The sequence below is a fragment of the Streptomyces colwelliae genome (assembly GCF_048158785.1).
Classification (GTDB): domain Bacteria; phylum Actinomycetota; class Actinomycetes; order Streptomycetales; family Streptomycetaceae; genus Streptomyces.
The window spans coordinates 23093-47406 of the sequence record NZ_JBLTJC010000025.1 but is presented as its reverse complement, the minus strand read 5'-3'; the positions used below and the strand labels follow the sequence as shown (position 1 = coordinate 47406).

At 70.4% G+C, this 24314-nt stretch carries 27 protein-coding genes and 2 pseudogenes; 12 read left to right on the top strand and 17 right to left on the bottom strand.

Annotated features, from left to right (window positions below; all coding sequences use genetic code 11):
* Positions 1-27: 27 nt before the first annotated feature.
* The 4 genes and pseudogenes from ACNFOC_RS08225 to ACNFOC_RS08210 all read right to left on the bottom strand — a co-directional run.
* Positions 28-241: pseudogene (locus ACNFOC_RS08225) on the bottom strand (IS256 family transposase); the annotation flags it as partial.
* 72 nt (positions 242-313) lie between these two features.
* Positions 314-841 carry a hypothetical protein gene (locus ACNFOC_RS08220; RefSeq protein WP_416958198.1) on the bottom strand — a complete coding sequence of 176 codons (528 nt, stop codon included), beginning with the start codon at positions 839-841 and terminating at the stop codon, positions 314-316.
* 405 nt (positions 842-1246) lie between these two features.
* Positions 1247-2044 (bottom strand): SAM-dependent methyltransferase, encoded by a 798-nt coding sequence (locus ACNFOC_RS08215; protein WP_416958196.1) that lies wholly within the window; start codon positions 2042-2044, stop codon positions 1247-1249.
* On the bottom strand, positions 2041-3627 hold the full coding sequence (locus tag ACNFOC_RS08210) for a DHA2 family efflux MFS transporter permease subunit (RefSeq protein ID WP_416958194.1): 1587 nt from the start codon (positions 3625-3627) through the stop codon (positions 2041-2043). Before ACNFOC_RS08210 ends, ACNFOC_RS08215 begins: the two co-directional genes overlap by 4 nt.
* Before the next feature lie 81 nt (positions 3628-3708).
* On the opposite strand from ACNFOC_RS08210, the gene ACNFOC_RS08205 reads away from it, so the two are divergent.
* A complete protein-coding gene (locus ACNFOC_RS08205) occupies positions 3709-4377 on the top strand; it encodes a winged helix-turn-helix transcriptional regulator (RefSeq protein ID WP_416958192.1) in 669 nt (222 codons plus the stop codon).
* An 11-nt stretch (positions 4378-4388) separates the two neighbouring features.
* On the opposite strand, the gene ACNFOC_RS08200 is transcribed toward ACNFOC_RS08205, so the two are convergent.
* Entirely contained in the window at positions 4389-4985 is a 597-nt protein-coding gene (locus ACNFOC_RS08200) for a rhodanese-like domain-containing protein (protein ID WP_416958190.1), read from the bottom strand.
* Between the two features lie 82 nt (positions 4986-5067).
* On the opposite strand from ACNFOC_RS08200, the gene ACNFOC_RS08195 reads away from it, so the two are divergent.
* The gene (locus tag ACNFOC_RS08195; RefSeq protein WP_026151438.1) at positions 5068-5355 is read left to right on the top strand and encodes a metal-sensitive transcriptional regulator; all 288 of its coding nucleotides are present in this window, start codon (positions 5068-5070) and stop codon (positions 5353-5355) included.
* A gap of 30 nt (positions 5356-5385) precedes the next feature.
* On the opposite strand, the gene ACNFOC_RS08190 is transcribed toward ACNFOC_RS08195, so the two are convergent.
* The 3 genes from ACNFOC_RS08190 to ACNFOC_RS08180 form a co-directional block, all read right to left on the bottom strand.
* Complete coding sequence (locus tag ACNFOC_RS08190; RefSeq protein ID WP_416958188.1) at positions 5386-6135, bottom strand: sulfite exporter TauE/SafE family protein; 750 nt, start codon at positions 6133-6135, stop codon at positions 5386-5388.
* Entirely contained in the window at positions 6132-6530 is a 399-nt protein-coding gene (locus ACNFOC_RS08185; RefSeq protein ID WP_416958186.1) for a rhodanese-like domain-containing protein, read from the bottom strand. The genes ACNFOC_RS08190 and ACNFOC_RS08185 overlap by 4 nt, the downstream gene beginning before the upstream one ends.
* Before the next feature lie 72 nt (positions 6531-6602).
* Positions 6603-7970, bottom strand: coding sequence for a rhodanese-like domain-containing protein (locus ACNFOC_RS08180; protein ID WP_416958183.1), 1368 nt, complete (start codon positions 7968-7970; stop codon positions 6603-6605).
* Positions 7971-8153: 183 nt separating this feature from the next.
* Between ACNFOC_RS08180 and ACNFOC_RS08175 the strand changes: the two genes are divergently transcribed.
* Positions 8154-8558, top strand: coding sequence for a DUF302 domain-containing protein (locus ACNFOC_RS08175; RefSeq protein WP_416958181.1), 405 nt, complete (start codon positions 8154-8156; stop codon positions 8556-8558).
* 19 nt (positions 8559-8577) lie between these two features.
* The gene (locus ACNFOC_RS08170) at positions 8578-8985 is read left to right on the top strand and encodes a hypothetical protein (protein ID WP_416958179.1); all 408 of its coding nucleotides are present in this window, start codon (positions 8578-8580) and stop codon (positions 8983-8985) included.
* A gap of 52 nt (positions 8986-9037) precedes the next feature.
* Here the strand turns inward: ACNFOC_RS08170 and ACNFOC_RS08165 are convergent, their stop codons facing one another.
* Positions 9038-9457 (bottom strand): arsenate reductase ArsC, encoded by a 420-nt coding sequence (locus ACNFOC_RS08165; protein ID WP_416958177.1) that lies wholly within the window; start codon positions 9455-9457, stop codon positions 9038-9040.
* 238 nt (positions 9458-9695) lie between these two features.
* On the opposite strand from ACNFOC_RS08165, the gene ACNFOC_RS08160 reads away from it, so the two are divergent.
* From ACNFOC_RS08160 to ACNFOC_RS08150, 3 genes are read left to right on the top strand one after another with little or no spacing between them, the layout of a single operon-like run.
* Positions 9696-9989: a hypothetical protein gene (locus ACNFOC_RS08160; protein ID WP_416958175.1), complete on the top strand. Its 294-nt coding sequence runs from the start codon at positions 9696-9698 to the stop codon at positions 9987-9989.
* Positions 9990-10006: 17 nt separating this feature from the next.
* Positions 10007-10321 carry an ArsR/SmtB family transcription factor gene (locus ACNFOC_RS08155; RefSeq protein ID WP_406452774.1) on the top strand — a complete coding sequence of 105 codons (315 nt, stop codon included), beginning with the start codon at positions 10007-10009 and terminating at the stop codon, positions 10319-10321.
* A 37-nt stretch (positions 10322-10358) separates the two neighbouring features.
* On the top strand, positions 10359-11141 hold the full coding sequence (locus tag ACNFOC_RS08150) for an aquaporin (RefSeq protein WP_416958173.1): 783 nt from the start codon (positions 10359-10361) through the stop codon (positions 11139-11141).
* Positions 11142-11394: 253 nt separating this feature from the next.
* On the opposite strand, the gene ACNFOC_RS08145 is transcribed toward ACNFOC_RS08150, so the two are convergent.
* A complete protein-coding gene (locus tag ACNFOC_RS08145; protein WP_416958171.1) occupies positions 11395-11766 on the bottom strand; it encodes an ArsR/SmtB family transcription factor in 372 nt (123 codons plus the stop codon).
* Between the two features lie 290 nt (positions 11767-12056).
* Here ACNFOC_RS08145 and ACNFOC_RS08140 point away from each other — a divergent pair, with 290 nt between their 5' ends.
* From ACNFOC_RS08140 to ACNFOC_RS08130, 3 genes and pseudogenes are all read left to right on the top strand, one after another.
* On the top strand, positions 12057-13421 hold the full coding sequence (locus tag ACNFOC_RS08140) for an FAD-dependent oxidoreductase (RefSeq protein ID WP_416958169.1): 1365 nt from the start codon (positions 12057-12059) through the stop codon (positions 13419-13421).
* Between the two features lie 28 nt (positions 13422-13449).
* Positions 13450-13917 (top strand): ArsI/CadI family heavy metal resistance metalloenzyme, encoded by a 468-nt coding sequence (locus ACNFOC_RS08135; RefSeq protein WP_416958167.1) that lies wholly within the window; start codon positions 13450-13452, stop codon positions 13915-13917.
* Positions 13918-13924: 7 nt separating this feature from the next.
* Positions 13925-14134, top strand: a pseudogene (locus ACNFOC_RS08130) (MFS transporter); the annotation flags it as partial.
* 15 nt (positions 14135-14149) lie between these two features.
* Here the strand turns inward: ACNFOC_RS08130 and ACNFOC_RS08125 are convergent.
* A complete protein-coding gene (locus tag ACNFOC_RS08125; protein ID WP_416958165.1) occupies positions 14150-15628 on the bottom strand; it encodes an MFS transporter in 1479 nt (492 codons plus the stop codon).
* Between the two features lie 97 nt (positions 15629-15725).
* On the opposite strand from ACNFOC_RS08125, the gene ACNFOC_RS08120 reads away from it, so the two are divergent.
* Positions 15726-16235 (top strand): MarR family winged helix-turn-helix transcriptional regulator, encoded by a 510-nt coding sequence (locus tag ACNFOC_RS08120; RefSeq protein WP_416958163.1) that lies wholly within the window; start codon positions 15726-15728, stop codon positions 16233-16235.
* A gap of 323 nt (positions 16236-16558) precedes the next feature.
* Here ACNFOC_RS08120 and ACNFOC_RS08115 read toward each other — a convergent pair whose 3' ends face one another.
* From ACNFOC_RS08115 to ACNFOC_RS08100, 4 genes are read right to left on the bottom strand one after another with little or no spacing between them, the layout of a single operon-like run.
* The gene (locus tag ACNFOC_RS08115) at positions 16559-18064 is read right to left on the bottom strand and encodes a sensor histidine kinase (RefSeq protein ID WP_416958161.1); all 1506 of its coding nucleotides are present in this window, start codon (positions 18062-18064) and stop codon (positions 16559-16561) included.
* Positions 18065-18072: 8 nt separating this feature from the next.
* Positions 18073-18819, bottom strand: coding sequence for a response regulator transcription factor (locus ACNFOC_RS08110; RefSeq protein ID WP_416958159.1), 747 nt, complete (start codon positions 18817-18819; stop codon positions 18073-18075).
* A 53-nt stretch (positions 18820-18872) separates the two neighbouring features.
* A complete protein-coding gene (locus tag ACNFOC_RS08105; protein WP_416958157.1) occupies positions 18873-21044 on the bottom strand; it encodes an ArnT family glycosyltransferase in 2172 nt (723 codons plus the stop codon).
* Positions 21045-21061: 17 nt separating this feature from the next.
* Positions 21062-22351 carry a glycosyltransferase gene (locus tag ACNFOC_RS08100; protein ID WP_416958155.1) on the bottom strand — a complete coding sequence of 430 codons (1290 nt, stop codon included), beginning with the start codon at positions 22349-22351 and terminating at the stop codon, positions 21062-21064.
* Between the two features lie 304 nt (positions 22352-22655).
* Here ACNFOC_RS08100 and ACNFOC_RS08095 point away from each other — a divergent pair, with 304 nt between their 5' ends.
* Complete coding sequence (locus tag ACNFOC_RS08095; protein ID WP_416958153.1) at positions 22656-23078, top strand: MFS transporter; 423 nt, start codon at positions 22656-22658, stop codon at positions 23076-23078.
* A gap of 89 nt (positions 23079-23167) precedes the next feature.
* Here ACNFOC_RS08095 and ACNFOC_RS08090 read toward each other — a convergent pair whose 3' ends face one another.
* Positions 23168-23593: a PPOX class F420-dependent oxidoreductase gene (locus ACNFOC_RS08090; RefSeq protein ID WP_416958151.1), complete on the bottom strand. Its 426-nt coding sequence runs from the start codon at positions 23591-23593 to the stop codon at positions 23168-23170.
* The gene (locus ACNFOC_RS08085; RefSeq protein WP_416958149.1) at positions 23590-24210 is read right to left on the bottom strand and encodes a TetR/AcrR family transcriptional regulator; all 621 of its coding nucleotides are present in this window, start codon (positions 24208-24210) and stop codon (positions 23590-23592) included. The genes ACNFOC_RS08090 and ACNFOC_RS08085 overlap by 4 nt, the downstream gene beginning before the upstream one ends.
* Positions 24211-24314: the final 104 nt, after the last annotated feature.

Here is a 24314-nt window from a genome sequence, read left to right as displayed (position 1 = left end):
GGCCGGTGCCGTTCACCATCCGTGACGGGACACGATCCGGTGGTTCGCCCTGGCCTTGCAGTAGGTCGCGTCCAGGAAGACGTAGGGCAAGGACGTAAGGCAAGACGGTGTGGTCCAGCGGCCGTTCCTTGAACGCGGCCGGTTCTTCGTCGACCACGGCGAACGGGGCCCGGTCGATGCGCCGGCGCCGCTCGATCAGGGAGGGGAAGAACGACCCGGTCCGCACCTTGGGGGGGCGAATCGCCCCAGTAGGTGCCGCTCATAGAGGACGGCACCTACTTCGCTTCACCTTGCTGGAAACCGGGTCGGACCCTCAGCAGACGGTGATCGCGTCGGTGTACCACAGCCGGGTCGGAACATTGGGGCTCTGGTCCTTGGCCACCGAGTCTCCCAGCCACTCCCACTGGCTGCCCGTCCAGTTGTAGAAACTGGAGCGGGTACCCGGCGTCTGGTTGTTGACGTAGGAGCGCAGTTTGTCGCTCCAACCGTAGACACTGCCGATGTTCACGAATCCGCAGCGGAAGAGGTTGAGCCTGTCGCCGCCTCCCTGGATGCCGCTGAACAGGCACAGCCAGCCGTAGTCGCACGAAGGCGGCCAGGCCGCGACGGAGGACTCCGAGGCCGGCGTGAGGCGGGCGACGACTCCGTTGCGCAGCTCGATCGTGCGGTCGTCGAGTTGCTTCGCGCCCGGATTCGCCCGCATCAGAGCGTCCAGTTCTGCCGGGAGCCGGGTTCCCGCGGCCCGCGCGTCGTCGGCCTGCGCGGGGCTGCCGGACAGCACCAGCGCGGTCGCCGCCAATAGTGCCGCCGCACCGGTGGTGAGCGTTTTCCTTCTGGGCATGTGCTTCTCCGTTCGTCTGACGAGTGGGCTGTCCGCTGCCTGAGTGCGCTCCGCGCCTACCAGCCGGAAGGCGAGCCGCCCGCTGCGTCGTGCATGGGCGATCCGGGGACCCGGGAGCGGGCCGTCGGCACCAGATGTAGCCCGTCAGGCGTTGTTCGCATTCGGCCCTTGGCGCCGAACAAACAAACACTGAAAAATGTGGGTCGCGCCCAGGGAAGTGGTGCACGGGTTCGACCTGGTCCGGGGGTTTACTCCGGCGTCTGGTTGGGCGCCGACTACGCCCCGGACGGCTGGAGTCACGACGAGCACTGGCAGTACCTTGTGCCTACCGTCCGGCACGGCTCCGCACGAGCCGGCACAGCAGTCACCTCGTCGACGGATGCCTCGCCGGAACCGGGCTGTCGCTCACCCCGACGGCAACTCCTTGGTGAAAGAGCCACGCCAGACTTCGAGGGAGCCGTCTGCGAGCGCGGTGGTGTAGTCGATGAGGCGGGTGTAGCCGTCGTCGAGGAGCATCGGCAGTGCGGGTCCGGCGGGCAGGCCGTTCGCGAAGGTCTTGGTGATCCAGTCCTGGACCCATGCCGACTCGTCGGCCCATTCGACCGCGGCGAACCCCGCGTCCTCGACACAGACGAGCAGTGTTTCGGCGGACACGACGAAGCTGTCGGTGCCGTCGAGTGACCAGGGCATGGGCCAGATCAGGTCGGCCTGGTGTGGTTGGCAGACTTCCCAGACGGCCAGGCGCGCACCGGGGGCGAGGCGTTCGGCGATGTGACGGAACCAGGTGGTCTTGTCCCGCACATTCATCTGGACGTGCATGGTGAGTGCGGCGTCGAAGGCCGGATCGGACGGGAAACCGGCGATGTCCCCGTTGTGGAACCGGACGATGTCGCTGAGCCCGGCCCGGGCGGTGAGGTCGCGTGCGGCGTCGACGTAGGCCGGGGTGATGTCGATGCCGACGACGTGGTTGCCGGTGCGGCGGGCGATCTGGCGCGCGGGTCCACCGAATCCGGAGCCCACGTCCAGGACGACGTCACCGTGCGCGAGGGCGAGCGTGGGGATGAGCCGTTCGACGGCGTCGGCGCCACCGATGTGGAACTGGTCGAGGTTGTCCAGGGCTCCGTCGGCCGCGGCGTCGAGATCGCGCCGGTCGCTCAGGAGGCGGTCGATGGTCTGGCGGACGGCGGCTTCTCCGTAGGTCATGGCACCGGGTCCTTTCGGTCGCTGGTGGTGTCTGCCGACTCGGCCGGCCGGTGTGCCGGTCCGGGTTGCTGCGGGGGTTGGGCGGGCAGGAAGACGCCGGCGAGCAGCGCACCGGCGACCGCGACGAGTCCGGCCACGACGCACCCGACGCTGAGGCCGTGGTCGAAGGCGCCGGTCGCGGCCTGGCGTACGGCGTCGGCCACGGCCGGCTGACCGTGGGCGGCGAGCTGGCCGGAGACGCCGAACGCCGCCCCGACGGACTGATGGGCGAGGTCCGTCAGCGGGGTGGGCAGTGTCGCGGGGAGGGCGCTGCTGAGCCGCGCGTCGTACAGGGAGGCGTACACGCTGCCGATGACCGCGACACCGAGCGTTCCGCCCAGGAGACGGGTGGAGTCGTTGACGGCGGACCCCACGCCGGCCTGGTCGGAGGGGACTGCTCCCATGATGGACTCGGTCGCGGGCGCAGAGGTCAGGCCCATGCCCAGGCCGTAGACGACCATCTGGAGGGCGATGACGCCGTAGCCGAGCGTCGGGAAGATGACGCCTGCGACCCAGAAGTAGAAGATCGCCTGGAGGGCCAGACCGACGGTGACGATCGCCTTGGTGCCCGCACGGACCGCCAGTCGCGTCCCGAGGGGCGATCCGACGGCGACGGAGACCGCCACTGGCAGCAGGTGGACGCCGGTGGACAGGGGGCTGTACGTCCGGACGAACTGGAAGTACTGCGTCATCAGGAAGATGAACCCGAACAGCGTGAAGAACGCGACCGTGACCGCGGCACTGGCGGCGCTGAAGCGCATGTCCTTGAAGAGCCGCACGTCGAGCATCGGCTCGTCGGTGCGGCGCTCGCCGGCGATGAACGCGATCAGCAGGAGGACGGCACCGGCGAAGCCGGCGAGCGACGCCGGTGATGCCCAGCCACGGTCGGGGGCCTCGATCACGGTGTAAACGAGCAGCCCCATGAAGCCGGCGGACAGGACAAGGCCCAGGAAGTCCAGGCGGTGCGGGAGGGGGTTCCGCGACCTGGGGACGAACCGTGCCACCAGGGCGATGACGGCCAGCGACACCGGGCCGAGGGCGTAGAAGACGCTCGACCAGCTGTAGTGCTCCAGCAGGAAGCCGCCCACGATCGGCCCCAGCGCGATGGCCATACCGGCCGTCGCGCCCCACAGGCCGATGGACAGCGCCCGCTCCTTGCGGCTGGTGAAGACGCCGGTGAGCAGTGAGAGCGTGGCCGGGAACGTCATGGCGGCCCCGAGACCCATCACGGCACGGGCCGCGATCAGCTCCGCCGAGGAGTTGGCGTACCCGCCGACGAAGCTGGCCACGCCGAAGACCAGCAGACCGGCCATGAGCATGCCCTTGCGGCCGAACCGGTCGGACAGACTCCCCGAGGTCAGCAACAGGGCGGCGAACACGAGGTTGTAGGCGTCCACGACCCATTGCAACTGCGCGGTGGAGGTGCCCAGTTCGCGTGTCAGCGTCGGCAGCGCCACGTTGACCAGAGTGGTGTCGAGGTTGATCACGAACGACGCCGCCAGCAGCGCGGCGAGCACGAGTGGTTTCGACGGTGCACGAGTCATGGTGGAAGACTATGCATGCGTGGTTTATTTTTTCTACTACTTGATTTGAAAAATCAACCACGCCGGGACTAGGCTGGGCGCATGCGGAGTTATGGCCAGTACTGCTCGATCGCCCGGGCCCTCGACGTCGTGGGTGACCGCTGGTCACTGCTGATCGTCCGGGAGTTGCTGCTGCAAGGCCCGTGCCGGTTCACGGACCTGAAGAACGGGCTGCCGGGCGTCGCGGCGAACCTGCTGTCGACCCGCCTCAAGGAACTCGAGGCCGCCGGGCTGGTCACTCGCGAGGACGCGCCACCGCCGGTCGCCACCGGCCTCTACTCCCTGACCGAGACCGGTCAGGCGCTGGAGCCGGTACTGAAAGCGCTCGGGCTGTGGGGTCTGCGGTTCATGACCGTGGAACGGCCGGACGACGCGTTCCAGGCACAGTGGCTGGCCTACGCCCCGGCGTGGTTCACCACCGACACCGATCCCGACGGCCCGCCCGCGGTCATTCAACTCGTCGCGTCCGACGAGTTGGCCGTCATCGAGCTGCGAAGCGGTCGGATCCACACCCGGCTCGGCCGCGCCACCGACCCGGACCTCGTCCTGGACGGTCCGCCCCGTGCCGTCCTCGGGTTGCTCAGCGGCGTGATCGATCTCGAACGCGCCGGCCGACTCGGCCTGTCCGCCCATGGCCGACGCGACCTGCTCACCCGTCTCCGCCCGGTCGCGCAGGACCAAGCACACGTTCAGGACGAGGGTCACCGATGAGCAACGCCGGTTCACCGGCCGCGCAGGGCGGCGCGCGCCGCGTCTAGGTCGGCCCCTCGGGGGCGATTGTGGGGCAGCTTGCCCAGGACGACGGCCATGCCGCACGTGTCGGTGACCGCCGAGTAGACCAGACCTCCCGCGATACCGGCGGCCAGGAGCTGGAAGGCGGGGTGCACGAGCAGACCGAGGGAGAGGCCCAGGAGCACCACCGTCCCGGCGGTGAAGCGCACCTGCCGCTCCATGCTCCAGCCGGCCCGCGTGTCGCAGGCGGCGGGATGGTGCAGGTCGTGGCCGTCGGCGGCCCAGGCTCCGGTGCCTCCGGCGAGGGTGGCGGTCGGTATGCCCTGCTCGGACAGCAACTTGCAGGCGTTCTCCGAGCGCGCCCCGGAAGCGCACACGACGAGGACGTCACCGCGTTCCGCGGCGTGGCGTATCTCCGGCAGGGCCCGGCGGACATGGTCCAGGGGGATGTTCAGGGCGCCGGGCAGGTGGCCGGAGGCGTACTCGGCGGGCGTGCGCACATCGATGACGGTGAGTTCGTGGAGGCGGGTGCGGGCCTGGCCGGTGGCAAGAGTGACAGGGGTGATGGGGGTGGGAGAGCTGGTCATGGCGGGTGTGATCCTTTGATGGTCGCCGTCGTCCCGAACCGGGACGTACAGTACCCCTAGGGGTATTGATGGAGGAGTGGTCGTGGAGCTGGAGCTTGAGGGTGCGGACCTGAAGGCCGTGCTGAACCGCCTGCGCCGCGCGCAGGGTCAGATCGCCGGCGTGATCCGGATGATCGAGGAGGGGCGCGACTGCGAGGACGTCATCACGCAACTCGCCGCCGCTTCGCGCGCTCTCGACCGTGCCGGTTTCGCGATCATCGCGACCGGCATGCAGCAGTGCATGACCGACATCGAGTCCGGCCGCAAGAACGGCGAGGACGCCCAGCAGATGCGCGCCCGCCTGGAGAAGCTGTTCCTGTCCTTGGCCTAGGGCCCGCCCGGGCCCGTCCGCCGCGGCGCGTCATGCCGCCGCGTCGATCAGCATGAAGGCGGCCACGGCCAGCAGCGCCAGGGCGAAGACCCGCTGAAGCGTGTGCCCGGAGACCTTCGTGGCCAGCCGTTTCCCGTCCCAGGCGCCGAGGATCGCCGCCCCGGCGAAGGGGCCGATGACCGCCCAGTCCAACCCGTCGGCCGTACCGGTGCGCATCGCCAGCGCGGCCAGGGAGTTGACGGTGATGACCAGCAGGCTGGTGCCCACCGCGTAGCGCATCCGCATGCCGAGCACGTTCACCAGCGCCGGTACGGCGAGGAAGCCGCCGCCGACGCCGAGGACGCCGGTGACCGCGCCGAGCCCGGCCCCGGCGGCCGCCGCCCTCCCCGGCCGCACCGGCACGACAGTGTCCGCCGCACGCGGGCCGCTCCGCAGCATGCGCAGGGCCACCGCTCCCGCCACCATCGCGAAGGCCGCTGTCAGCACGGCCGCCGGGACACGTCCGGCGAGCGCTCCGCCCAGCATCGCCGGGCCGATGCCGGCCGCCGCGAACAGCAGCCCGGTCCGCCAGCGGACGTTCCCGTCGCGGGCGTGCGCGGACATGGCGGTGGCCGAGGTGACGGCGACGATGACCAGGCTCGCGGTGGTGGCCGCGACCGGGGTGAAACCGAGCAGGTAGATCAGGGCGGGAACGGCCAGCACGCTGCCGCCGCCCCCCAGCGCGCCGAGCGCCAGACCGATGACCGCACCCGCGGCCAGGGCAAGTATGAGAGTGCTCACGCGACGGTGCCGTTCCCGCCCCGCGGGTCCACCACCGGCAGCCCCGCCTCGGCCCAGTCCCGCATGCCGCCGATCACGTCCACGGCCTCCGCACCCCGCGCGGCCAGCAGTTCGGCCGCCTGCCGGGAGCGGTTGCCCGAGCGGCAGATCACGACCAGGGGCCGTGCCCGCGCCTCGGCGGGCAGTCCGGCCCCGGCGGCCAGTGCCGAGAGGGACAGGTGTACGGCTCGGGGCGCGTGCCCCGCCTGCCATTCGTGAGGTTCGCGGACATCGAGCAGCACGGCGCCGGCACCGCTTTCGCCGGCGTTCCCGTTCTTCCCTTGGCCGGTACGCGCGGCCGCCTCCTGGACGGTCACACGGCCTGGGCCTCCCCGGCCCCGTCGGAAAATACCCATCTCGGTTTCTCGCTCCTTGTTTCCCGTGTCGGTACGGAAGATCGGCGGGGGTCGCCGCGACGTACGGCGCCGTCAGACGGTGCGTACGGTGAGCCCGGCCTTCTCCGCCGCGTCGAAGGAGTCGTCCACGGCGACGACCTCGCGACCGGCCGCGTCCAGCAGGGAGGCGGCGATCGCGGCGCGCATGCCGCCCGCGCAGTGCACCCACACCTCGCCGGCGGGGACCTCGTCGAGGCGGCGGTGCAGGGCGTGGACCGGGATGTGGACCGACCCCTCGATGCACCCGCCCGCCCGCTCGGAGCCACGCCGGACATCGAGCACGACGACGCCCTGCGCCGGATACCGGCCGGCGAGATCGGCGAACGTGGCCCGCGGGAAGGAAGCCGGGGCCTCTCCCTCCCGGACCCAGCCGCCGGGGTCGCCGGTCGCCGCGGCGGCGGGACGGTCGATGCCCACGCGGACCAACTCACGCTGGGCGGCGGCCAGTTGAGCGGGCGACTCGGCGAGCAGTGTGACCGGCTTGCCCCACGGAATCAGCCAGGCCAGATACGTGGCGAGCTGTCCCTCGGCCTCGAAGTTGAACGAGCCGGACACGTGCCCCGCGGCGAAGGCGACACGGTTGCGCAGGTCCACCACCCACTCCCCCGCCGCCAGCCGGGCGGCTATCTCCCCGGCGTCGGCGACAGCCGGCGGGGTCAGGTCGAGGGGCGTGGGTCCGGCGGCGTTGGCCGGGCCCGTGTGCGTGTAATACGTGGGGATGTCGTCCAGGCCGGCCAGCAGACCGGCGACGAAGTCGTCCACGTCCCGGGTGAGCGCCTCGTTGGACGCCTTCTCCTTGCCGATGGTCGTATCGCTGCCCTGCGCCTGGGTGGAGGAGCAGAAGCTGCCGAAGCCGTGCGTGGGCAACACGGCCGTGCCGTCGGGCAGTTCGGCGGCCAGCCGGTGCGCCGACGCGTGCTGGGCCCGGGCCAGCTGCTCCGTGAGCCGCGGCTCCACGAGATCGGGACGGCCGACGGTGCCGATCAGCAGCGAACCGCCGGTGAACACGACGACCGCCGCGCCGTTCTCCTCCAGCGCATAGGAGGTGTGATGCGGAGTGTGACCGGGCGTCGCGAGCGCGCGCAGGGTCAGGCCGGCGGCGGTGTCGATCTCCATGCGGTCACCGTCGTGCACCGGCACGCGCGCGAAGGCGACACGGGCCCCGGCGGGAACGAGGTAGGCGGCGCCGGTGAGCCGGGCGAGCTCCGGGCCGCCGGTGACGTAGTCGTTGTGGACGTGCGTCTCGACGACCTGCGCGATCCGCACACCACGCCGGGCCGCCGCCGCGATCACCTGATCCACGTCGCGGGGCGGATCGACCGCCACCGCCGTCCGCTCACCGCCCGCGAGATAGCTCCGGTTGCCGAGCCCTGACACCTCGATCGTGTCGACGAAGAACACGGGGTACTCCCTTCCAGCTTCCAGCGAAGAATTACCCCGGGGGGTATGCTTTCGACCGTAGCATGAATACCCCAGGGGGTATTTCTGGAGCCAGGGGAAGCCCTTGAAGACACCTCACGAGCACCTGACGCACGGCAGGACACCCGTCCCACACCGTGCGAGCCGACCAGAAGGGCCACCGCCATGCGCTACGACCGCACCGTGCACCTCGACACCGACTTCGCCACCACCGTCGGCCGCGTCCGCGAAGCCCTCGCCGCACAGGGCTTCGGCATCCTCACCGAGATCGACGTCACCGCCACGCTCAAGGCCAAGCTCGACCTCGACATGGAGGACTACGTGATCCTCGGCGCCTGCAACCCGCCCCTCGCCCACCGCGCCCTGGAGACCGACCGCACCATCGGCCTGCTACTGCCCTGCAACGTCGTCGTCCGCACCGACGGCGACCACACCGCCGTACAGGCACTCGCCCCGAACACGATGGTCACGCTCACCGGACTCGACGCCCTCCGCCCGGTCGCCGAGGAGGCCGCCCACCGCCTCGACGCCGCCCTCGCCGCCCTCACGGCCGCCGACGTAGACAGCTGACATCGCCCCGGGAGATCGAATGCGCCTGACACCGGCGCGGGCACACCTCCCACGTCACCCCATGTTCGCCGTCGCCCCCTCCAGCGCACCGCGGGTCGGCCCGGCATCCGGACCAAGACCACAGCCATCACCGACTCCACTGGGAAAGCGTCACCACGACAGCCAGAGACAACAGACACGACTCGGACCGCACGCAAGCTTCGCGCGGCTCACCCCGCTCATCGCCGTCAACGCCCGCCTCGCTTCGCTCCTGAACGGGCGGACCGACCCGCTCACCGCGCAGTGGCTGGGCAAGCAGGGCCCCCGGCCGGAGATCATCCACGGTCCCCTACGCCCTGACGGCCAGCTCGGAAAGGTCGCCCGCGGCGCCGACCCGGAGGGACTGAGGATCTACCTCTCCCGCTGGTCGCCGTTCGAGTCCGGCTGATGCGTCATGCGCCCGCAGGATCACGGTGCGGGAGCCGGATCGGCCGGGCCGTTCACATCTCCTGCCGGGTGTCGATCTCGGCGATCAGGGCCTCGATACGGGTCCTGATCTCGTCCCGGATCGGGCGGACGGCCTCGACGCCCTTGCCCGCCGGGTCCTCCAGGGCCCAGTCGAGGTACTTCTTACCGGGGAAGACCGGGCAGGCATCGCCGCAGCCCATGGTGATGACGTAGTCGGACGCCTGGACCGCGTCGGTGGTGAGGACCTTCGGCTTCTGGTCGGAGATGTCGACGCCGACCTCCTTCATGGCCTCGATCGCGGAGGGGTTGACCTGGTCGCCCGGGATGGAGCCGGCGGAGCGGACCTCGATCCGGTCGCCCGCGAGGTCATTGAGGAATCCGGAGGCCATCTGGGAGCGCCCGGCGTTGTGGACGCAAACGAACAGCACGGAGGCGAGCGGGCTGGAGGGCATGGGTTCTTCCTTCACGATGTGGATCAAGCAGGTGGTGCGGGAGAGCACCCTCGGGGTCGTTGATGGGCCAGTCCAGGCAGCGCCGGCGGGCACGACCGGACCCGCATCCCCGCATCCCCGCATCCCCGCATCCCATGGTGATGACGATGCCGACGGCCCGCACGACCTCGTCGGTCAGCGGCTCACGGAACGCGTCCGTCAGATCCATCCTGACCCCGGCCCCGGCCAGGGCTTGGGCTTGGGCTTGGGCTTGGGCGACGACCGGTTCGACGTCGGCGGCGACCTGTGCACCCGCGGACGGGACGACCAGGTGGCCTCCGGCACGGTGGGCCAGGAGCACGGCGGCCAGATGTCCGGCCACGACGACGAGGTGGGTGCGGACGCGGGCGCGCTCGGCGAGCCGGACGTGGGAGTCGGAGGGCGGGACGAGGAGCGGGGATGCGGTCACGGGAACCCCTTCGGGGCCTGGATCCCCACGGTGCGGGGATACGAGTCCCAAAGATCAGCCCAGGCTGGTATCAGCCTGGAATGATGTGACAGTATCAGTCCATGCTGACGTCAGTCGACACTGATCTGTTGCGGGTTCTGGCCGACCCGCTCCGCCTGCGGATCGTCACCCTCCTCGCTGAGGAGACGCTCTGCAGCACCCACCTGATCGAGGAGACGGGGGCCAGGCAGACCAACCTCTCCAACCATCTGAAGGTGCTCCGCGAAGCCGGGGTCGTGGACACGGAGCCGTGCGGCCGGTTCACCTACTACCGGCTCAAGCCCGACGTCATCGCCTCACTCGCCGGCCGGTTCGCCGACCTGGCGGAGACCGCGCGCGTCACGGCCGAGAACAACGTCAAGCGGTCCTGCCCCTGATCCCCGCCGCTACGGCGGCCACACCGAGGAGCCCTTGTTGGCCGCCACGCACGAGACCGCCGCGGAATCCGCCATATCCGCCACCGAGCCCCAGCCCGCTCCCGGAGCCACCCCACCCCGCGCACCTCTGGTCGCGCGGGCCGCCGCCGAACTGGTGGGCAGCGCCGCCCTGGTGGCGGTCGTGGTCGGCTCCGGCATCCAGGCCACCGAACTGACCGACGACGTCGGCCTGCGGTTGCTGGCCAACTCCCTGGCCACCGTCTTCGGCCTCGGAGTCCTCATCACCCTGCTCGGCCCGGTCTCCGGTGCGCACTTCAACCCCGCCGTCACCCTCGCCGAGTGGTGGACCGCCCGTCGCGGCGGCGCCGGCGTCACCCTGCGCGAGGCGGCCGTCTACGTCCCCGCGCAGATCGTCGGGGCCATCGCGGGCGCGATCCTGGCGGATGCGATGTTCGGCCGGCCGCTGGTGAAGTGGTCCACCCACGACCGCTCCGCCGGACACCTGCTCCTCGGCGAGGTCGTCGCGACGGCCGGGCTGATCCTGCTGATCTTCGGCCTGGCCCGCACCGACCGGCTGCGTTTCGCGCCCGTCGCGGTCGCCGCGTACATCGGTGCGGCGTACTGGTTCACCTCGTCGACGTCCTTCGCCAACCCGGCGGTGACGATCGGCCGCGCCTTCACGGACTCCTTCGCGGGGATCGCGCCCGGCTCGGTCGCGGGGTTCATCGGCGTGCAACTCGTCGGGGTCGTAGTCGGACTGGCGCTGGTGTCCCTGATCTTCATGCCGGGACGAACGGCCGACGACCAGCCCGCCGCATGACGCACGCCCGCGGGTGACGGTGATCGACAGCGCTCGCCCGGCACACGAGATCCGTGCGGCCCCGGAGCGCGCGGGCGGCAACCGCGCGGCTTCGGGCTCCCTACGTCAGTGGCCCTTGTCGGCCGGAGTGAGCCGCCTCGCCTGCCCTGCGGCGGCCGAGAACCTCCTACGACGTTCCACCAACTCCTCATGGATCGCCGGACGGTTCACCGACGACTCACCCATGGGGCTCACCTACTCTTCTCGCCGCGGCTCAGCTCGTCGCGCTGCCGAGCATCTGCCCCATCGCGGCGACCACGGACGGCTCGACGCGGTAGTAGACCCAGGTACCGCGCCGCTCGGAGCTGAGCAGGCCGGCCTCCTTGAGCTTCTTCAGGTGGTGGGAGACGGTCGGCTGGGAGACACCGACGTCGGAGATGTCGCACACACACGCCTCGCCGCCCTCGTGCGAGGCGACCAACGAGAACAGTCGCAGCCGTACCGGATCGCCCAGCGCCTTGAACATCCGCGCCGTCCACTCGGCCTCCTCCGCGCTCAGCGGTCGCTCCGTGAGCGGAGGGCAGCACGGCGCCACGGCCTCGGGGACCTCGGGTTCCAGCAGCGGCAGCACCCTCGTATTCGACATACATCTATGTTGACATACATCGAAGCAGCGAGCGAGGGACAGCGAACCGCCTGCTAGTGGCAGCCGGGACAGCGGTTGCCGAAGCCGGTCCAGATCTGCCGGGACGGATCGCCACACTCGCCCCCAGGGCTCGGCAAGCGGGTGTGCGCCATGAAGCCCCCGATCTCGACACCGCCGGCCAACTCCCCCGAACCCACAGATTCGATAAACGTCTATGTTGACGCTTGTCGAATCAGGTGCCATGCTGACCGCGCAGGCCATCGACGAATGTCGAATCAAAGGGGAGTCCCGTGACCGCGCCCACCACCGATCAGCTGCCCGTAGTCGTCATCGGAGCCGGCCCGATCGGCCTGGCCACCGCCGCCCACCTCATCCAGCGGGGCGTCGAACCACTGGTGCTGGAAGCCGGACCCTCGGCCGGCACCGCGGTCCGCGACTGGGCACACGTGCGCCTGTTCTCCCCCTGGGCCGAGGTCACCGACCCCGCCGCCGAAAAGCTGCTCGCCCCGACCGGCTGGACCCGCCCCGACGGCGCCACCTACCCCACCGGCGGCGACTGGGCCGAGAGGTACCTACAGCCGCTCGCGGACCTGCTGGGCGACAAGGTCCGCTACGGCGCGACCGTGACCGGCGTGGCCCGCGCCGGCCGCGACCGCGTCGTCGACGCGGGTCGTGACGAGCAGCCCTTCACCGTGCACCTCCAGACCACGGCCGGCCGCGAGGAACGGATCGCCGCCCGCGCCGTCATCGACGCCTCCGGCACCTGGTCCACCCCCGGCCCGCTGGGCGCGGACGGCCTGCCCGCCCTCGACGAGAAGACGGCGGCCGACCACATCTCCTACCGCGTCCCCGACCTCGACGACCCAGCCGTCCGCGCCCGTTACTCGGGCAGGCGCACCGCCGTCGTCGGCTCCGGCGCCTCCGCCTTCACAACCTTGGCCCTCCTCGCCGACCTGGCGAAGGAGGAGGACGGCACGCACGCCGTGTGGATCCTGCGGCGCGGCATCGGTACGAACACGTACGGCGGCGGCGACGCCGACCAGCTCCCCGCGCGCGGCGCGCTGGGCCTGCGCGCCAAGGCCGCCGTCGAAGCCGGCCACGCGAGCACGGTCACCGGCTTCCGTACGCAGGCCGTGGAACGGGAAGGTGACCAGCTCGTCCTCGTAGCCGAGGACGGCCGCCGCCTCGACCCGATCGACGAGGTCATCGTCCTCACCGGCTTCCGCCCGGACCTGTCCTTCCTCTCCGAACTCCGCCTCGGCCTCGACGAACGCCTCCAGGCCCCGACCGCGCTAGCCCCGCTCATCGACCCGAACGTCCACTCCTGCGGCACGGTCTACCCGCACGGCGTGAACGAGCTCTCCCACCCCGAACAGGGCATCTACCTGGTCGGCATGAAGTCCTACGGCCGTGCGCCCACGTTCCTCGCCATGACCGGCTACGAGCAGGTCCGCTCCATCACCGCCGCCCTCGCCGGAGACCAAGAGGCCGCCGAGCGCGTCGAGTTGACCCTCCCGGACACGGGGGTGTGCGGCGGCGCGGGCCTCTTCGACGAGCCGGAGAACGCCGAGCAGTCCGGCGGCGGATGCTGCACCACCCCGTCCACCCTCCAGATCGGCATCGGCGCCCCTGCCACCACCTCCGGCGGCTGCTGAACTCCCCACCCACCCCAGGAGGTTCACCATGACGTCCCGCGTACAACTCGCCCTCCGCGTCCCCGACCTCGCCACGTCCATCGCCTTCTACACGAAGCTCTTCGGCACCGAACCCGCCAAACTCCGCGACGGCTACGCCAACTTCGCCATCGCCGACCCCCCACTCAAGCTCGTCCTCATCGAGGGCACCGCAGGCGAGGCGACCCGCATGGACCACCTCGGCGTCGAAGTCGAGTCGACGGAGGCGGTCCACACCGCCACCGCCCGCCTGGGCGAGGCCGGCCTCACCACGGCCGAGGAGAACGACACCAGCTGCTGCTACGCCCTCCAGGACAAGGTCTGGGTCCACGGCCCCGGCCAGGAACCCTGGGAGGTGTATGTCGTCAAGGCCGACGCCGACTCCCTGGCCAAGCAGCAGGGCAGCACCTGCTGCGCCGACTCGGCCGAGGCCGATACCAGCTCGAAGGAACCGGCAGTCGCAGGCGGCTGCTGCTGATCGGCCGATGACCAACCCGCGCACCAGCGAGGCCGTGACCGGAACGGGAGACCCGTCACGGCCTCGCGCCGCGCTGCCCGCCCTGTGCGGCACCCAGATCACCAGGAGGGGAATCGTCCACTACGCCTTCCCCGTCCTCAACCCGCAGATCACCGCAGCCACGGGCCGGTCGTCCACAGCCACCACCGGCGCCTTCTCGGAAGCGCCCCTGGTCTCCACCGAAGAGGAGGAATCAGGCGTCGACGACGGGAGCGGTGGCCGACATGGCCTTCGTGAAGCGCGGCAGGGCTGCGGCGCCGACCGCGAGGAGGGCGACGATGCCCATCTGCACGTACTCGACTCCGGCGAAGGCGTGGGCGATGTTGTGCGGGGCCACGGCCAGGTAGAGGGTGCCGAGGGTGGCCACGCCGAGAGCCAGTCCGCTCTGTTGCAGGGTGATCAGTACTCCGCTGCCGATACCGGCCAGGTGTCTGGGGACGTCGGCGAGCACACTGCGGAACAGACCGGCGAACAGCATCGACTGTCCGGCACCGACCAGGGCCAGCGGTACGGCCATGGCCCACAGGCTGACGTGCGGCCAGTTCCCGACCAGGACCGCCACCAGCGAGATGAGTCCGGCGAGTTGGACGACGGCGCCGGCAGACAGCGCGGCCCGGCCGAACCGTGTGATCAGTCGGGGGGCGACAAGTGAACCGGCGAAGAAGAACAGGGCCATCGGCAGGATCGCGAGGCCGCTGTGCAGGGCGTCTGCGTGCAGGCCGTTCTGGACGGTGAGGGCGAAGACGAACATGAAGGCGCCGAAGCCGATGCTGAAGGCGAACACCATGGTCAGCCCTCGGGACATCGACGGCAGACGCAGCAGGGACGGCGGGAGCAGCGGGACCTCGCCGCGCCGCTCGGTGCGCTTCTCCACGACGTAGGTGGCGGCGCCCAGGACGACCGCGCCGGCGAGCATCACCCACGTCCACCACGGCCAGCCCAGCGAGTGCCCTTCGGTAAGCGGCACCAGCAGCGCGGTCAGGGTGGCGGCGAACAGGACGGTGCCGGGCAGGTCGATGCCGACGGGGTGGTGCGAGCGGGTGCCGGGCACGATCCGTGCCGCCACCAGGAGCACGACCACGCCGATGGGTACGTTGACCAGGAAGATCGGACGCCAGGAGGTTCCGGCGATGTCGGCGCTGACAAGAAGGCCACCCACCAACTGACCGACTACGGCGGCGATTCCGGAGGTCGCTCCGTACAGGGCCACGGCACGAGCCTTGCGCTCTCCGTCGAGGACGTGGTGGAAGGTCGCCAGCACCTGCGGGATGAGCAGGGCGGCGGTGGCGCCCTGGATGATGCGGGCCGCGATCAGCGCGCCCACGCTCGGTGCGACACCGCAGGCCAGGGAGGCCAGCACGAAGCCCACGAGCGCACCGAGGAAGATACGGCGGCGGCCGTAGCGGTCCCCCAGCCGTCCGCCGAGGACGAGCAGGGTCGCGTACGCGACGCCGTACCCGGCGATCACCAGTTCCAGCGACGAGGCGGAGGCGCGCAGGGAGGCGTCGATGCTGGGCAGGGCCACATTGGTGATGAAGAAGTCCATGATCGGCAGAAACGCGCCGGCCAGCAGGATGAACACCCCGACCGGGTGCAGACCGCCCGCGCGGGCCATGGCTCGGGGCGAGGCCGTCGCGGCCTGGGCCTGCCCGGAGGAAAGGGTTGTCGGCATGACAGATCCTCGATTGTGGTTATGGACTCATAACTATGAGGCCATGACGAGTATGGTGTCATAACTAGTTCCTTGGCAACCCGCACCGGGAGATGTGATGCACGACGGAGCGCAGGAGACGGACCCCGCGGCCGGACCGGACGGAGATCAGCGATGGGCGGAGCTGGCCGACCTCGTACTGATCATCAGCCGGGAGATCCAGTTCCGCCGCTACACGGACGAGCGAGCCGTCCACCTGTCACAGTCCGAGGGCATGGTGATGCGCTACCTGAAGCAGGACCCCGCCGCCCCTCCCAGCCGCATCGCGGCCGCGACCGGGCTCCAGCGCACCAACCTCTCCACCGTCCTGCGCGGGCTCGAACACAAGGGCTTCATCGAACGGCACGCCCACTCGGACGACGGTCGCGGGGTGACGGTCCACTCCACCGAGCGCGGACGCAGCAACACCGTCCTCGTCCGGCAGGAATGGGCCGCGACCGTCTCCGAAGCCGCCGGCCATGACACCGGACATCTCGACGCGGCCCTCGCACTGCTCACCGCCATGGAAGCCGGACTGACCAGGGAGCGGCCGCGGATCCGCGCGACGCACCCTGCAACGGAGTCCTGATCCTCCGCCCTCCGCGCCGCGACCGGTCTCGGAGAGCGTCGCGCCCGACAGACCGGTCGACGCCTGCGACGACCTCGGCGGCGGCTGCGGGAACCGCTCACGCTGGGCAGCAGGCGGGCGACCGGGGCCGTGTCGACGGATCCGGACTGGCCGGTGCCGAGAACGATCAGGACCGGGTCGAAGGCGAGCAGGACCGTGGGCGATTCCTCTTCGGGGTCTCCGACTCGGGAGAGGACCGGTGTCGGTTGAAGCACCACATCGTGCGGCCTTCCCCTTGTCCAGGTGGTTGCGGTAGACCGTGCCGATGCTGTCCCCGTCGCGGATCAGGCCGACGCCAGGACCAGTCGAAAGGTGCAGCCCCGTCCCGGGGCGGTGTCGAGTTCGAGGCGGCCGCCGTGGCCCTCGGCGATGGTCGCGGCGATGGCCAGGCCGAGGCCGCTGCCGCCGTGGATGCGTGAGCGGGCGGGGTCGGCACGGTAGAAGCGCTCGAATACGAGCGCGGCTTCGACGGGGTCGAGGCCCGGCCCTTCGTCGACCACCTCGATCACGCTGATCGGGAGACCCTCCGGCAGGGGCGCTGAGGCCGTGAAACGCCCGGGGCGGTCGGTACCGCCGGTGCGTGGGCCTGCCTGGGTCGTGCCTACTCGTACGTGGACGCGAGTACCGGGTGGGGTGTGGGTGCGGGCGTTGGACAGCAGGTTCTCGAGGATCTGACGCAATCGGTGCGGGTCCCCGACGGTCTCCGCGAGGTCGAGTTCGTCGGAGCCGGTGGGATCGTCCGGGGTCAGCAGCGGGCCGAGGTCGACGCGGTGGGACCCGCTGTGGACGGCGACCGCGCTGACGGCGTCAGCCGCAAGGGACAACAGGTCGACCGGCTCCCGCCGGTAGGAAGGCTCCTTGTCCAGCGTGGCGAGCAGTTGGAGGTCGTCGACGAGCAGACTCATGCGTTCCGCGTTCTGTGAGATGAACCGGTTCGCCTGCTGCCGTTCCTCGTCCGGGCGCTGCTCCGGGCGGAGGGCGAGCTGGGCGTAGCCCTGGATCGCCGTGAGCGGAGTACGCAGCTCGTGCCCGGCATCCGCGACGAAGCGGCGCAGTCGGGCCTCCGAGGCCTCTCGCGCCGACAACGCGTTCTGCAGGCGGTCGAGCATGGAATTCAGCACCCGGCCGAGTCGTCCGATCTCGGTACGCGCATCGGTGTCGGCCAGCTTCAGACCGAGCTGGCCTGCGGTGATGTCCTGTGCCGTCCGTTCCATTCTGGTCAATGGCAGCAGCCCCAGACGAACCACCCACCGGCCCAGTGCGATCAGGGCGACGACCGTGACCGCGAGCAGCACGGCATTCAGCCACAGGAGCTTCGACATGGCGCCGTCGACGGTGTCGAGAGGAAGGGTGACCACCGCGCTCGTGCCGTGCGGACCGGGATTCAGCAGCACCCGCCAGCGGCCGTCACCGCTGACGGCGCCCACGGTCTCGGGATGACCGTCCCGCAGCCCCAAGTCCTGCGCCCTGTCGGCCAGACGGGGTCCTGGCTTGGCCTCACTGCCCAGGGAGTCGTTCAGCCGGCGCCCGGTGGAGTCGTAGAAGTAGACATGGAAATCCGAGGGCAGCACCTCTGAGCTCGCCCCTCGGTCCGGGAGTGTGCCGGCGAGCGCGTCGTAGAAGGCGGGAGCGGGAGGATGGAACTCCACGAGTTGCGCGTCCACCCGGTCCACCAGCCAGGATCGAAGGACCACAGAACCGATGGCCTGGGAGGTCAGGACTGCTGCGGTGGCGAGCACGGTGACGCCCAGGACGAGACGCCGTCGCAGCGACTTGGGCAGTCTGGGCAAGTACCGTGTCACTGGTCCGACGGCCCGGTGTGATCGCGGGGAAGCCTCAGGCAGTATCCGACGCCGCGCACGGTATGGATCAGTGGAGGATCGAAGCAATCGACCTTTCGGCGCAGGTACCTGACGTACGTCTCGATGATCCGGGAGTCTCCGGCGAAGTCGTAACTCCAGACGTGGTCGAGGATCTGGATCTTGCTCACCACCTGGCCCGCGTTCGACAGGAGGTAGGCCAGGAGCTTGAACTCTGTTGGCGACAGAGCGATGTACTGTCCTGCGCGGTGCACCTCGTGGGCGCCCTCGTCGAGTTCGAGGTCGGCATAGCTCAGAACACTCTGCTCCCCCTGCCATTCGGGAGCGGCCGACGCCGTGCGACGCAGAATGGCCTCGATACGCAACAGCACCTCCTCGATGCTGAACGGTTTGGCGACGTAGTCGTCCCCGCCCGCGCTCAGACCGGTGATGCGATCGTCTGTGCCGGTGCGCGCGGTCAGGAACAGGACCGGACAGTCGTTGCCTGCCGCCCGCAGTCTGCGGGTCACCTCGAAGCCGTCCAGATCGGGCAGCATCACATCCAGCAACACCAGGTGCGGTTCCAGGCGTTCGACCTCCAGGAGGGCCGCCTGTCCGGTGTCGGTGCTGCTCACCTCGTATCCGGTCAGGCGAAGCGTCGCCTCCAGCAAGGTACGGATGCTGGGCTCGTCCTCGACCACGAGGAGCCGACGTCGCGGCCTCGCCGCCGCGAGCTGCGCGGTCATGACGTGTGCTGGTCCCATTCTGCCGTGTGGTGGCCCGTACTTGGGCGCGTCGGTTACTTGGCGGCGCAGTCGTACAGCACGTCGCCTCCCCCGAATCCCATCGCGCCGCCGCCGTTGTTCTGTGACGACGTGCCGGAGGTGCCGCCGTATACCGACGCCGACACCTTCGTGCAGTGGTCGGCGATCCAGTCGGAGCGCTGCTGGGTGTATCCGCCGGACAGAGCCGGCATGCCGCCGCCGTTCGTGTCGGAGCCCAGGACGTAGCGTAGTTCGCCGTCCTCGGTCCACTTCTCCAATTGGGCCACCGAAGGCGCGTTGTCGCTGTTCGTGAAACCGCCCATGCCGATCACGGTCTCGTCGGACTCCAGGATGAAGGTGCTGGCGACGGTGGCGCCGCCCTCGACGGCCAGCTTGATTCGTGCATGGGGTGCGTGCTCGGCGGCGTACTGAGCGATCTTACGTTGGTCAGCGGTGAGTCCCGTATCGCCGCCGAAACCGCCACGTCCGCTCGGCGCTCCTCCAGAGCCTGTGCCCGGCAAGGATGGTGTGTCGCGGGCATCCGAGCCCGATCCTCCGGGCGCGCCGGTCATGCCGTTCGCTCCCTGCGTGGGCATGCCTGAAGGCATCCCGGACGGCATGCCCGACGGAAGGTCCCCGCCGTTCGAACCCTGTTGGGGCATACGGCCGCCTCCTCCGAAGCCGGACGTCAACGGACCGGCCGTCGGGTTGGTGCCCCCCATGTTGGTCGATCCGGGCACGGTCACCGCCCAGGCTCCCGGGGCCAGCAGGACCGATACGATCGCTGCGCCCACGGCAGCCATGAGCAGTTGGGCACGGCGTCGCGAGAGCAACAGCAGCGCCACCGCCGCGCAGCCGACGAGCAGCACCGGCCACATCAGCCAGCCGTTCCAGTCAGGCTCGCGGCGGATGAGCACCACGGCCCAGGCCACGCTCGCCACTACCGCCGCCACGCCGGCCAACGGCACCCAGCGCACAAGCGCGTGGCGGACACGGATGAGGGCGGCTATCAGCCCGCCGCACAACGCGGCGATGGCCGGGGCCAGTTGAGTGGTGTAGTAGGGGTGGAAGATTCCCTTCTGCGTCGAGAACACGGCCGCGCAGACCACCAGCCATGTCCCCCACAGCAGCCAGCCGGAGGACGGCAGCACGGCGGAGTCGGTCAGCCTGCCGCGGCGGCGCAGTACCGCGCAGGCGACAGCGACAGCCAGAGCCAGCACGCAGACCGGCAGCAGCCAGCTGATCTGACCGCCCACCTGCGCGTTGAACAACCTGCCCAGGCCCGACTGACCGCCGAATCCCCCGGCGAATCCACCCATCGTCTGGGACGTTCCGTCGCTGGAGCCGAAGACCCTCCCCAGCCCGTTGTAGCCGATCACGAGATCCCAGGCGGAGCCGTCCTTGCTGCCGCCGATGTACGGGCGGTCGCCGGGCCACAGGGCCACCATGACGACCCACCACAAGGAGGACGCCGCCAGGATGGCCCCCGCGCCCAACAGACGCCGCACTCGCGGTATCCAGGCGCCGCTTCCTCCCACGAGCCAGGCGACGGCGAACGCGGGAACGACCATCCAGGCGGCGAGCATCTTGGTGAGGAACCCGCACCCGATCAGGAAACCGCCGGCGCACAGCCACCAGGTCGCGGCCCGCCCTTCGGCCTCCAGCGCACGGGTGAGCGCGTACGCCGCCGAAACCAGCAACAGGACCAGCAGCGTGTCCGGGTTGTTGTCCCGGTTGATGGCCACGGTGATGGGGGTCAGGGTGAACACCAGCGCGGCGAGCAGTGCCGCGCGTTCCCCCGCCCAACGGCGCACGGTGCGGTGCAGCACCAGCACCCCGGCCACGCCTTCGAGGACCTGAGGCAGGATCAGCGCCCAGCCGTGCAGCCCGAAGATCTTGCTGCTGATCACCTGCGGCCACAGCGCGGCCGGCGGCTTGTCGACCGTGACCACGCCCGCCGGATCGAAGGAGCCGAAGAGGAAGTTGGTCCAGCTCCGCCCCATCGACTTCACGGCCGCCGAGTAGTAGCTGTTGCCCCACCCCAGGGAGCCCAGCGCCCATGCGTACAGGACGGTCGCGAGCACGAGGACGGCTGCGAGCGCCGCGGGTGCCGCCCAGCCGGGCAGCACGCGGACTGACGTACCCGTGGTGTTCCCGTCGTCCGCCGACGCCGTGGGGACGGGCATGATGTGCGCGGAATTGCTCATGTCGGGATTCGCTCTCATCAGCGGGTACGGCGGCCGGGGCCGGAGAAGACGGCCAGCCGCAGCACGGTGAAGCGGACACAGGTGACGACGACGGACGCCGCGGCGAGGACCGCGGTCTCCGCGGCCGGTGAGGCACCGGGGGCGAGCTGTCTGAACCACAGCACCGCACCGGAGGTGACCAGGTAGCCGAGGACGAACAGGCCCCCGGCACCGAGATGCACACGGGCGGGCGGAGCCGCGGAGTGGCGGAAGGTGAGACGTCGGTTCGCCTCGGTGTTGAGGACGGTGAGAACGAGCAGGGAGACCAGGTTGGCGAGCGCCGGAGACCACCAGCCGCGCAACAGCCAGTACAGAAGGGCCTGTCCGATCGTGGAGGCGACGCCGATCGCGACGAAACATCCCACCTCCCACGACAGCGCACCACGTCGCGTCGAGGGGGCGAGAACGGCGTCGGGGTGCTCGGCCGCCGGTTCGGGGCGAGGTCGGATGTCGGCCCGGGCGTCACCGGAGGCCTTGAGCCGCGCCATGCGCCACAGGCCGCGCAGGTCGTCCGTGGCGGTGCTCACCACGTCCACCCGTGTGTCGACGTCCTCGACCCAGTCGACCGGGACCTCGTGGATACGCAGTCCGTTGTGCTCGGCGAGCAGGAGCAGCTCCGTGTCGAAGAACCACGCCTCGTCACGGGTCACCTGCAACAGCGGCCGGAGCACCTCCGTGCGGGCCGCCTTGAATCCGCACTGTGCGTCGGTGAAACGGACTCCGTGCGTGAGCCGGATGATGCCGTTGTAGCAGCGGGAGACGAACTCACGGCGCGGGCCGCGCACCGTGCGTGCTCCGGAGGCCAGCCGGGAGCCGATCGCGAGGTCCGAGTGACCGCTGGCCAGCGGCGCGATCAGCGGGAGCAACCCGTCCAGACCGGTGGACAGGTCCACGTCCATGTACGCGACGATGTCGGCGTCGCTGGCGCCCCAGACCGTGCGCAGGGCGAGCCCGCGGCCCTTGCGGTCCAGGTGGACGACGCCGACACCGGGCAGCTCGTCCGCGAGGCGACGTGCGGTGGCGAGGGTGGCGTCGGTGCTGGCGTTGTCCGCGACCGTGATCCGCCAGGGGAAGGGGAAGCCCCGGGACAAGCGATCGTGGAGCGTGCGCAGACATCCGGGCAGGGCGCGTTCCTCGTTGTGGACAGGCACGACGATGTCCACTGTCGCGGTCCCGGTGTACGGGAGCCGGGATTGCTCGACGTGCTGGAACTCGGCCGGACGCTCGGTGCGGACATCGGATGTCGTGAGGTGGGGGGTGGGAGTCATGGCTTCCTCAGGCATGAGGGGACGGCAGACTGCGGCTCAGGGGCCCTGGTCCAGGGCCGCGGCTTCACTGTTGCCGTCCCGCCTGTGGGGGTTGGGAGAGAACTGCGAGAACTGACGGGGAGTCAGATCAATCCGCGCTTCGACCCCGGCGAGAGCCGCATTCGTACAGCCCGCACCTTCCAGGTCCGGGAGGGCGGCGGCGAGCACAACGCCGTCGGTCGGCTGCCGGAAGGGGGATGTCGACTGGAACACCCTGTTCGCCACGGGCCCGGGCTGGTTCCACACCGGTGGCGTCTCCGCCGGCTTGTACGGATTGGCGGGCTTCCTGGGGACCTGGCTCGGCGGTGTCCTGGGAGACCGTCGCCCGCACACCGTCCTGCTCGGCACCGTCGCCCTGCTGGCCGGCTCGCTGGTCCTGCTCGGTGCGAGCATCCGGCTACAGCCCCTCGTCGTGGTAGCCGTGGCCCTGTGGGGCGTCGCCTTCGCCGCACTGCCGGTGACGCTGCAATCGAGAGTTCTCCGCCTGGGATCCACCGCACCCGACGCCGCGTCCTCCTGGTACGTCTCCGCGTTCAACCTGGGCATCGGAGGAGGAGCCCTGACCGGCGCACTGCTGAGCGACTCCCCGGTGGCGACGCTCCCGTGGACGGCCCTGATCCCCGTGGTACCGGCCTTCGTCCTCGCCTGGACCACACGGGCAGCCTTCGCGCATCCGCCGTCGCGGTAGCTGCTGTCGCGGTAACTGCCGTATCTACTGCGGCAGCTACCAATGCTGCCGGCCCGCTCCCGCCACGCCTCCGTCCGCAGCCTTCAGCGTTACGTCCGCCCCGGCGCCGACGAGTCGGCGGTGACGGCGATGGCGACGAGTCGGCGTTCGCGGCCCAGAGCCCGGTCGGCGAGGCGCACCAGGCGGTACATGAAGAAGCGTCGCCTCATCATCTCCTGGACGCGGACGGTCTCCGCGGGATCCAGGAGCCGGGCGGCGGCCCGCACCACGGGTGCGCCGGTGGGGACGGTGCCCTTCATGTCGCACGGGGCGATGGTCACTTGAGGGTTGTTGCGGATCCGCTTGACCTTCCCGGTCTCCGGCGGTGTCAGGGCGTAGAGGGTTCCGTCCTGTACGAGGCTGCCGACGGGGGTGGGGACGGCCCGGCCGTCGCGGCGGAAGGTGGCCAGGCTGACGTGGCTTCCCCTGCCGATGCGGTCGAGCGCCTGGTCGAAGTCGCTGCGCGGGGTGGTCATGCCGGTCTCCAGGGCTGGCGGGTTCTGCTGCCGGCGAGGGCACGGGCCGTGCGCGCGGCCTGCTCCTCGACGGAGGACCGGGTGTTCCAGCGGCCGGGCAGCATGTCCTGCTGCTGGAACAGGGCCAGCCCATGGGCTGCCGCGGCGACCTGGACGAGCAGCTCGAACGCCTCGTCCGGGTCGGGGGCGATGCGGCCGGTGACGGGCATCAGGTCGTCGTGCAGGACACCGCCCGCCGCGGCCAGTTCGGGATGCCGGCTCTTGTCGAGGCCGGCCAGGAAGGTGATGTCGAAGAGGGCGCGCTCCTCGGCGGCGAACCGCACATAGGCGGTCGCGAAGGCCGCCAACTGCTCGACCGGGTCCGAGTGCGCGGCCAGCGCGGTGCGGTAGCGGCGGCGCTGCTCCTGGTAGCCCTTCAGAGCCAGCGAGGCCAGCAGTGCCTCCCGGTCGCTGAAGTGCTTGTAGGGGGCCGACACGCTCACCCCTGCCCTACGGCATGCCTCGGCGAGGGTGAACCCGTGCGGGCCGCGCTCGCCGACCAGGGCGAGGGCCGCCTCCTCCAGCGCGTTGCGCAGATCCCCGTGGTGGGTGCCGGTGGGACGCCGTTTGACTGCCATGCCCGCAAGGTTAACACTATTCACCATAGGTAAATGGCATTCACCTTCGACGACGGACAGGCATGCAGGCATGCAGGCCACGGTTGCCCCTCCCTCGCGGCCGC

Excerpts from the sequence above, each read along its gene's own strand:
- ACNFOC_RS08220 (WP_416958198.1), bottom strand. The coding sequence starts at position 841 with ATGCCCAGAAGGAAAACGCTCACCACCGGTGCGGCGGCACTATTGGCG.
- ACNFOC_RS08215 (WP_416958196.1), bottom strand. The coding sequence starts at position 2,044 with ATGACCTACGGAGAAGCCGCCGTCCGCCAGACCATCGACCGCCTCCTG.
- ACNFOC_RS08210 (WP_416958194.1), bottom strand. The coding sequence starts at position 3,627 with ATGACTCGTGCACCGTCGAAACCACTCGTGCTCGCCGCGCTGCTGGCG.
- ACNFOC_RS08205 (WP_416958192.1), top strand. The coding sequence starts at position 3,709 with ATGCGGAGTTATGGCCAGTACTGCTCGATCGCCCGGGCCCTCGACGTC.
- ACNFOC_RS08200 (WP_416958190.1), bottom strand. The coding sequence starts at position 4,985 with ATGACCAGCTCTCCCACCCCCATCACCCCTGTCACTCTTGCCACCGGC.
- ACNFOC_RS08185 (WP_416958186.1), bottom strand. The coding sequence starts at position 6,530 with ATGGGTATTTTCCGACGGGGCCGGGGAGGCCCAGGCCGTGTGACCGTC.
- ACNFOC_RS08175 (WP_416958181.1), top strand. The coding sequence starts at position 8,154 with ATGCGCTACGACCGCACCGTGCACCTCGACACCGACTTCGCCACCACC.
- ACNFOC_RS08170 (WP_416958179.1), top strand. The coding sequence starts at position 8,578 with ATGCGCCTGACACCGGCGCGGGCACACCTCCCACGTCACCCCATGTTC.
- ACNFOC_RS08165 (WP_416958177.1), bottom strand. The coding sequence starts at position 9,457 with ATGCCCTCCAGCCCGCTCGCCTCCGTGCTGTTCGTTTGCGTCCACAAC.
- ACNFOC_RS08155 (WP_406452774.1), top strand. The coding sequence starts at position 10,007 with ATGCTGACGTCAGTCGACACTGATCTGTTGCGGGTTCTGGCCGACCCG.
- ACNFOC_RS08145 (WP_416958171.1), bottom strand. The coding sequence starts at position 11,766 with ATGTCGAATACGAGGGTGCTGCCGCTGCTGGAACCCGAGGTCCCCGAG.
- ACNFOC_RS08135 (WP_416958167.1), top strand. The coding sequence starts at position 13,450 with ATGACGTCCCGCGTACAACTCGCCCTCCGCGTCCCCGACCTCGCCACG.
- ACNFOC_RS08125 (WP_416958165.1), bottom strand. The coding sequence starts at position 15,628 with ATGCCGACAACCCTTTCCTCCGGGCAGGCCCAGGCCGCGACGGCCTCG.
- ACNFOC_RS08120 (WP_416958163.1), top strand. The coding sequence starts at position 15,726 with ATGCACGACGGAGCGCAGGAGACGGACCCCGCGGCCGGACCGGACGGA.
- ACNFOC_RS08110 (WP_416958159.1), bottom strand. The coding sequence starts at position 18,819 with ATGACCGCGCAGCTCGCGGCGGCGAGGCCGCGACGTCGGCTCCTCGTG.
- ACNFOC_RS08105 (WP_416958157.1), bottom strand. The coding sequence starts at position 21,044 with ATGAGCAATTCCGCGCACATCATGCCCGTCCCCACGGCGTCGGCGGAC.
- ACNFOC_RS08100 (WP_416958155.1), bottom strand. The coding sequence starts at position 22,351 with ATGACTCCCACCCCCCACCTCACGACATCCGATGTCCGCACCGAGCGT.
- ACNFOC_RS08090 (WP_416958151.1), bottom strand. The coding sequence starts at position 23,593 with ATGACCACCCCGCGCAGCGACTTCGACCAGGCGCTCGACCGCATCGGC.
- ACNFOC_RS08085 (WP_416958149.1), bottom strand. The coding sequence starts at position 24,210 with ATGGCAGTCAAACGGCGTCCCACCGGCACCCACCACGGGGATCTGCGC.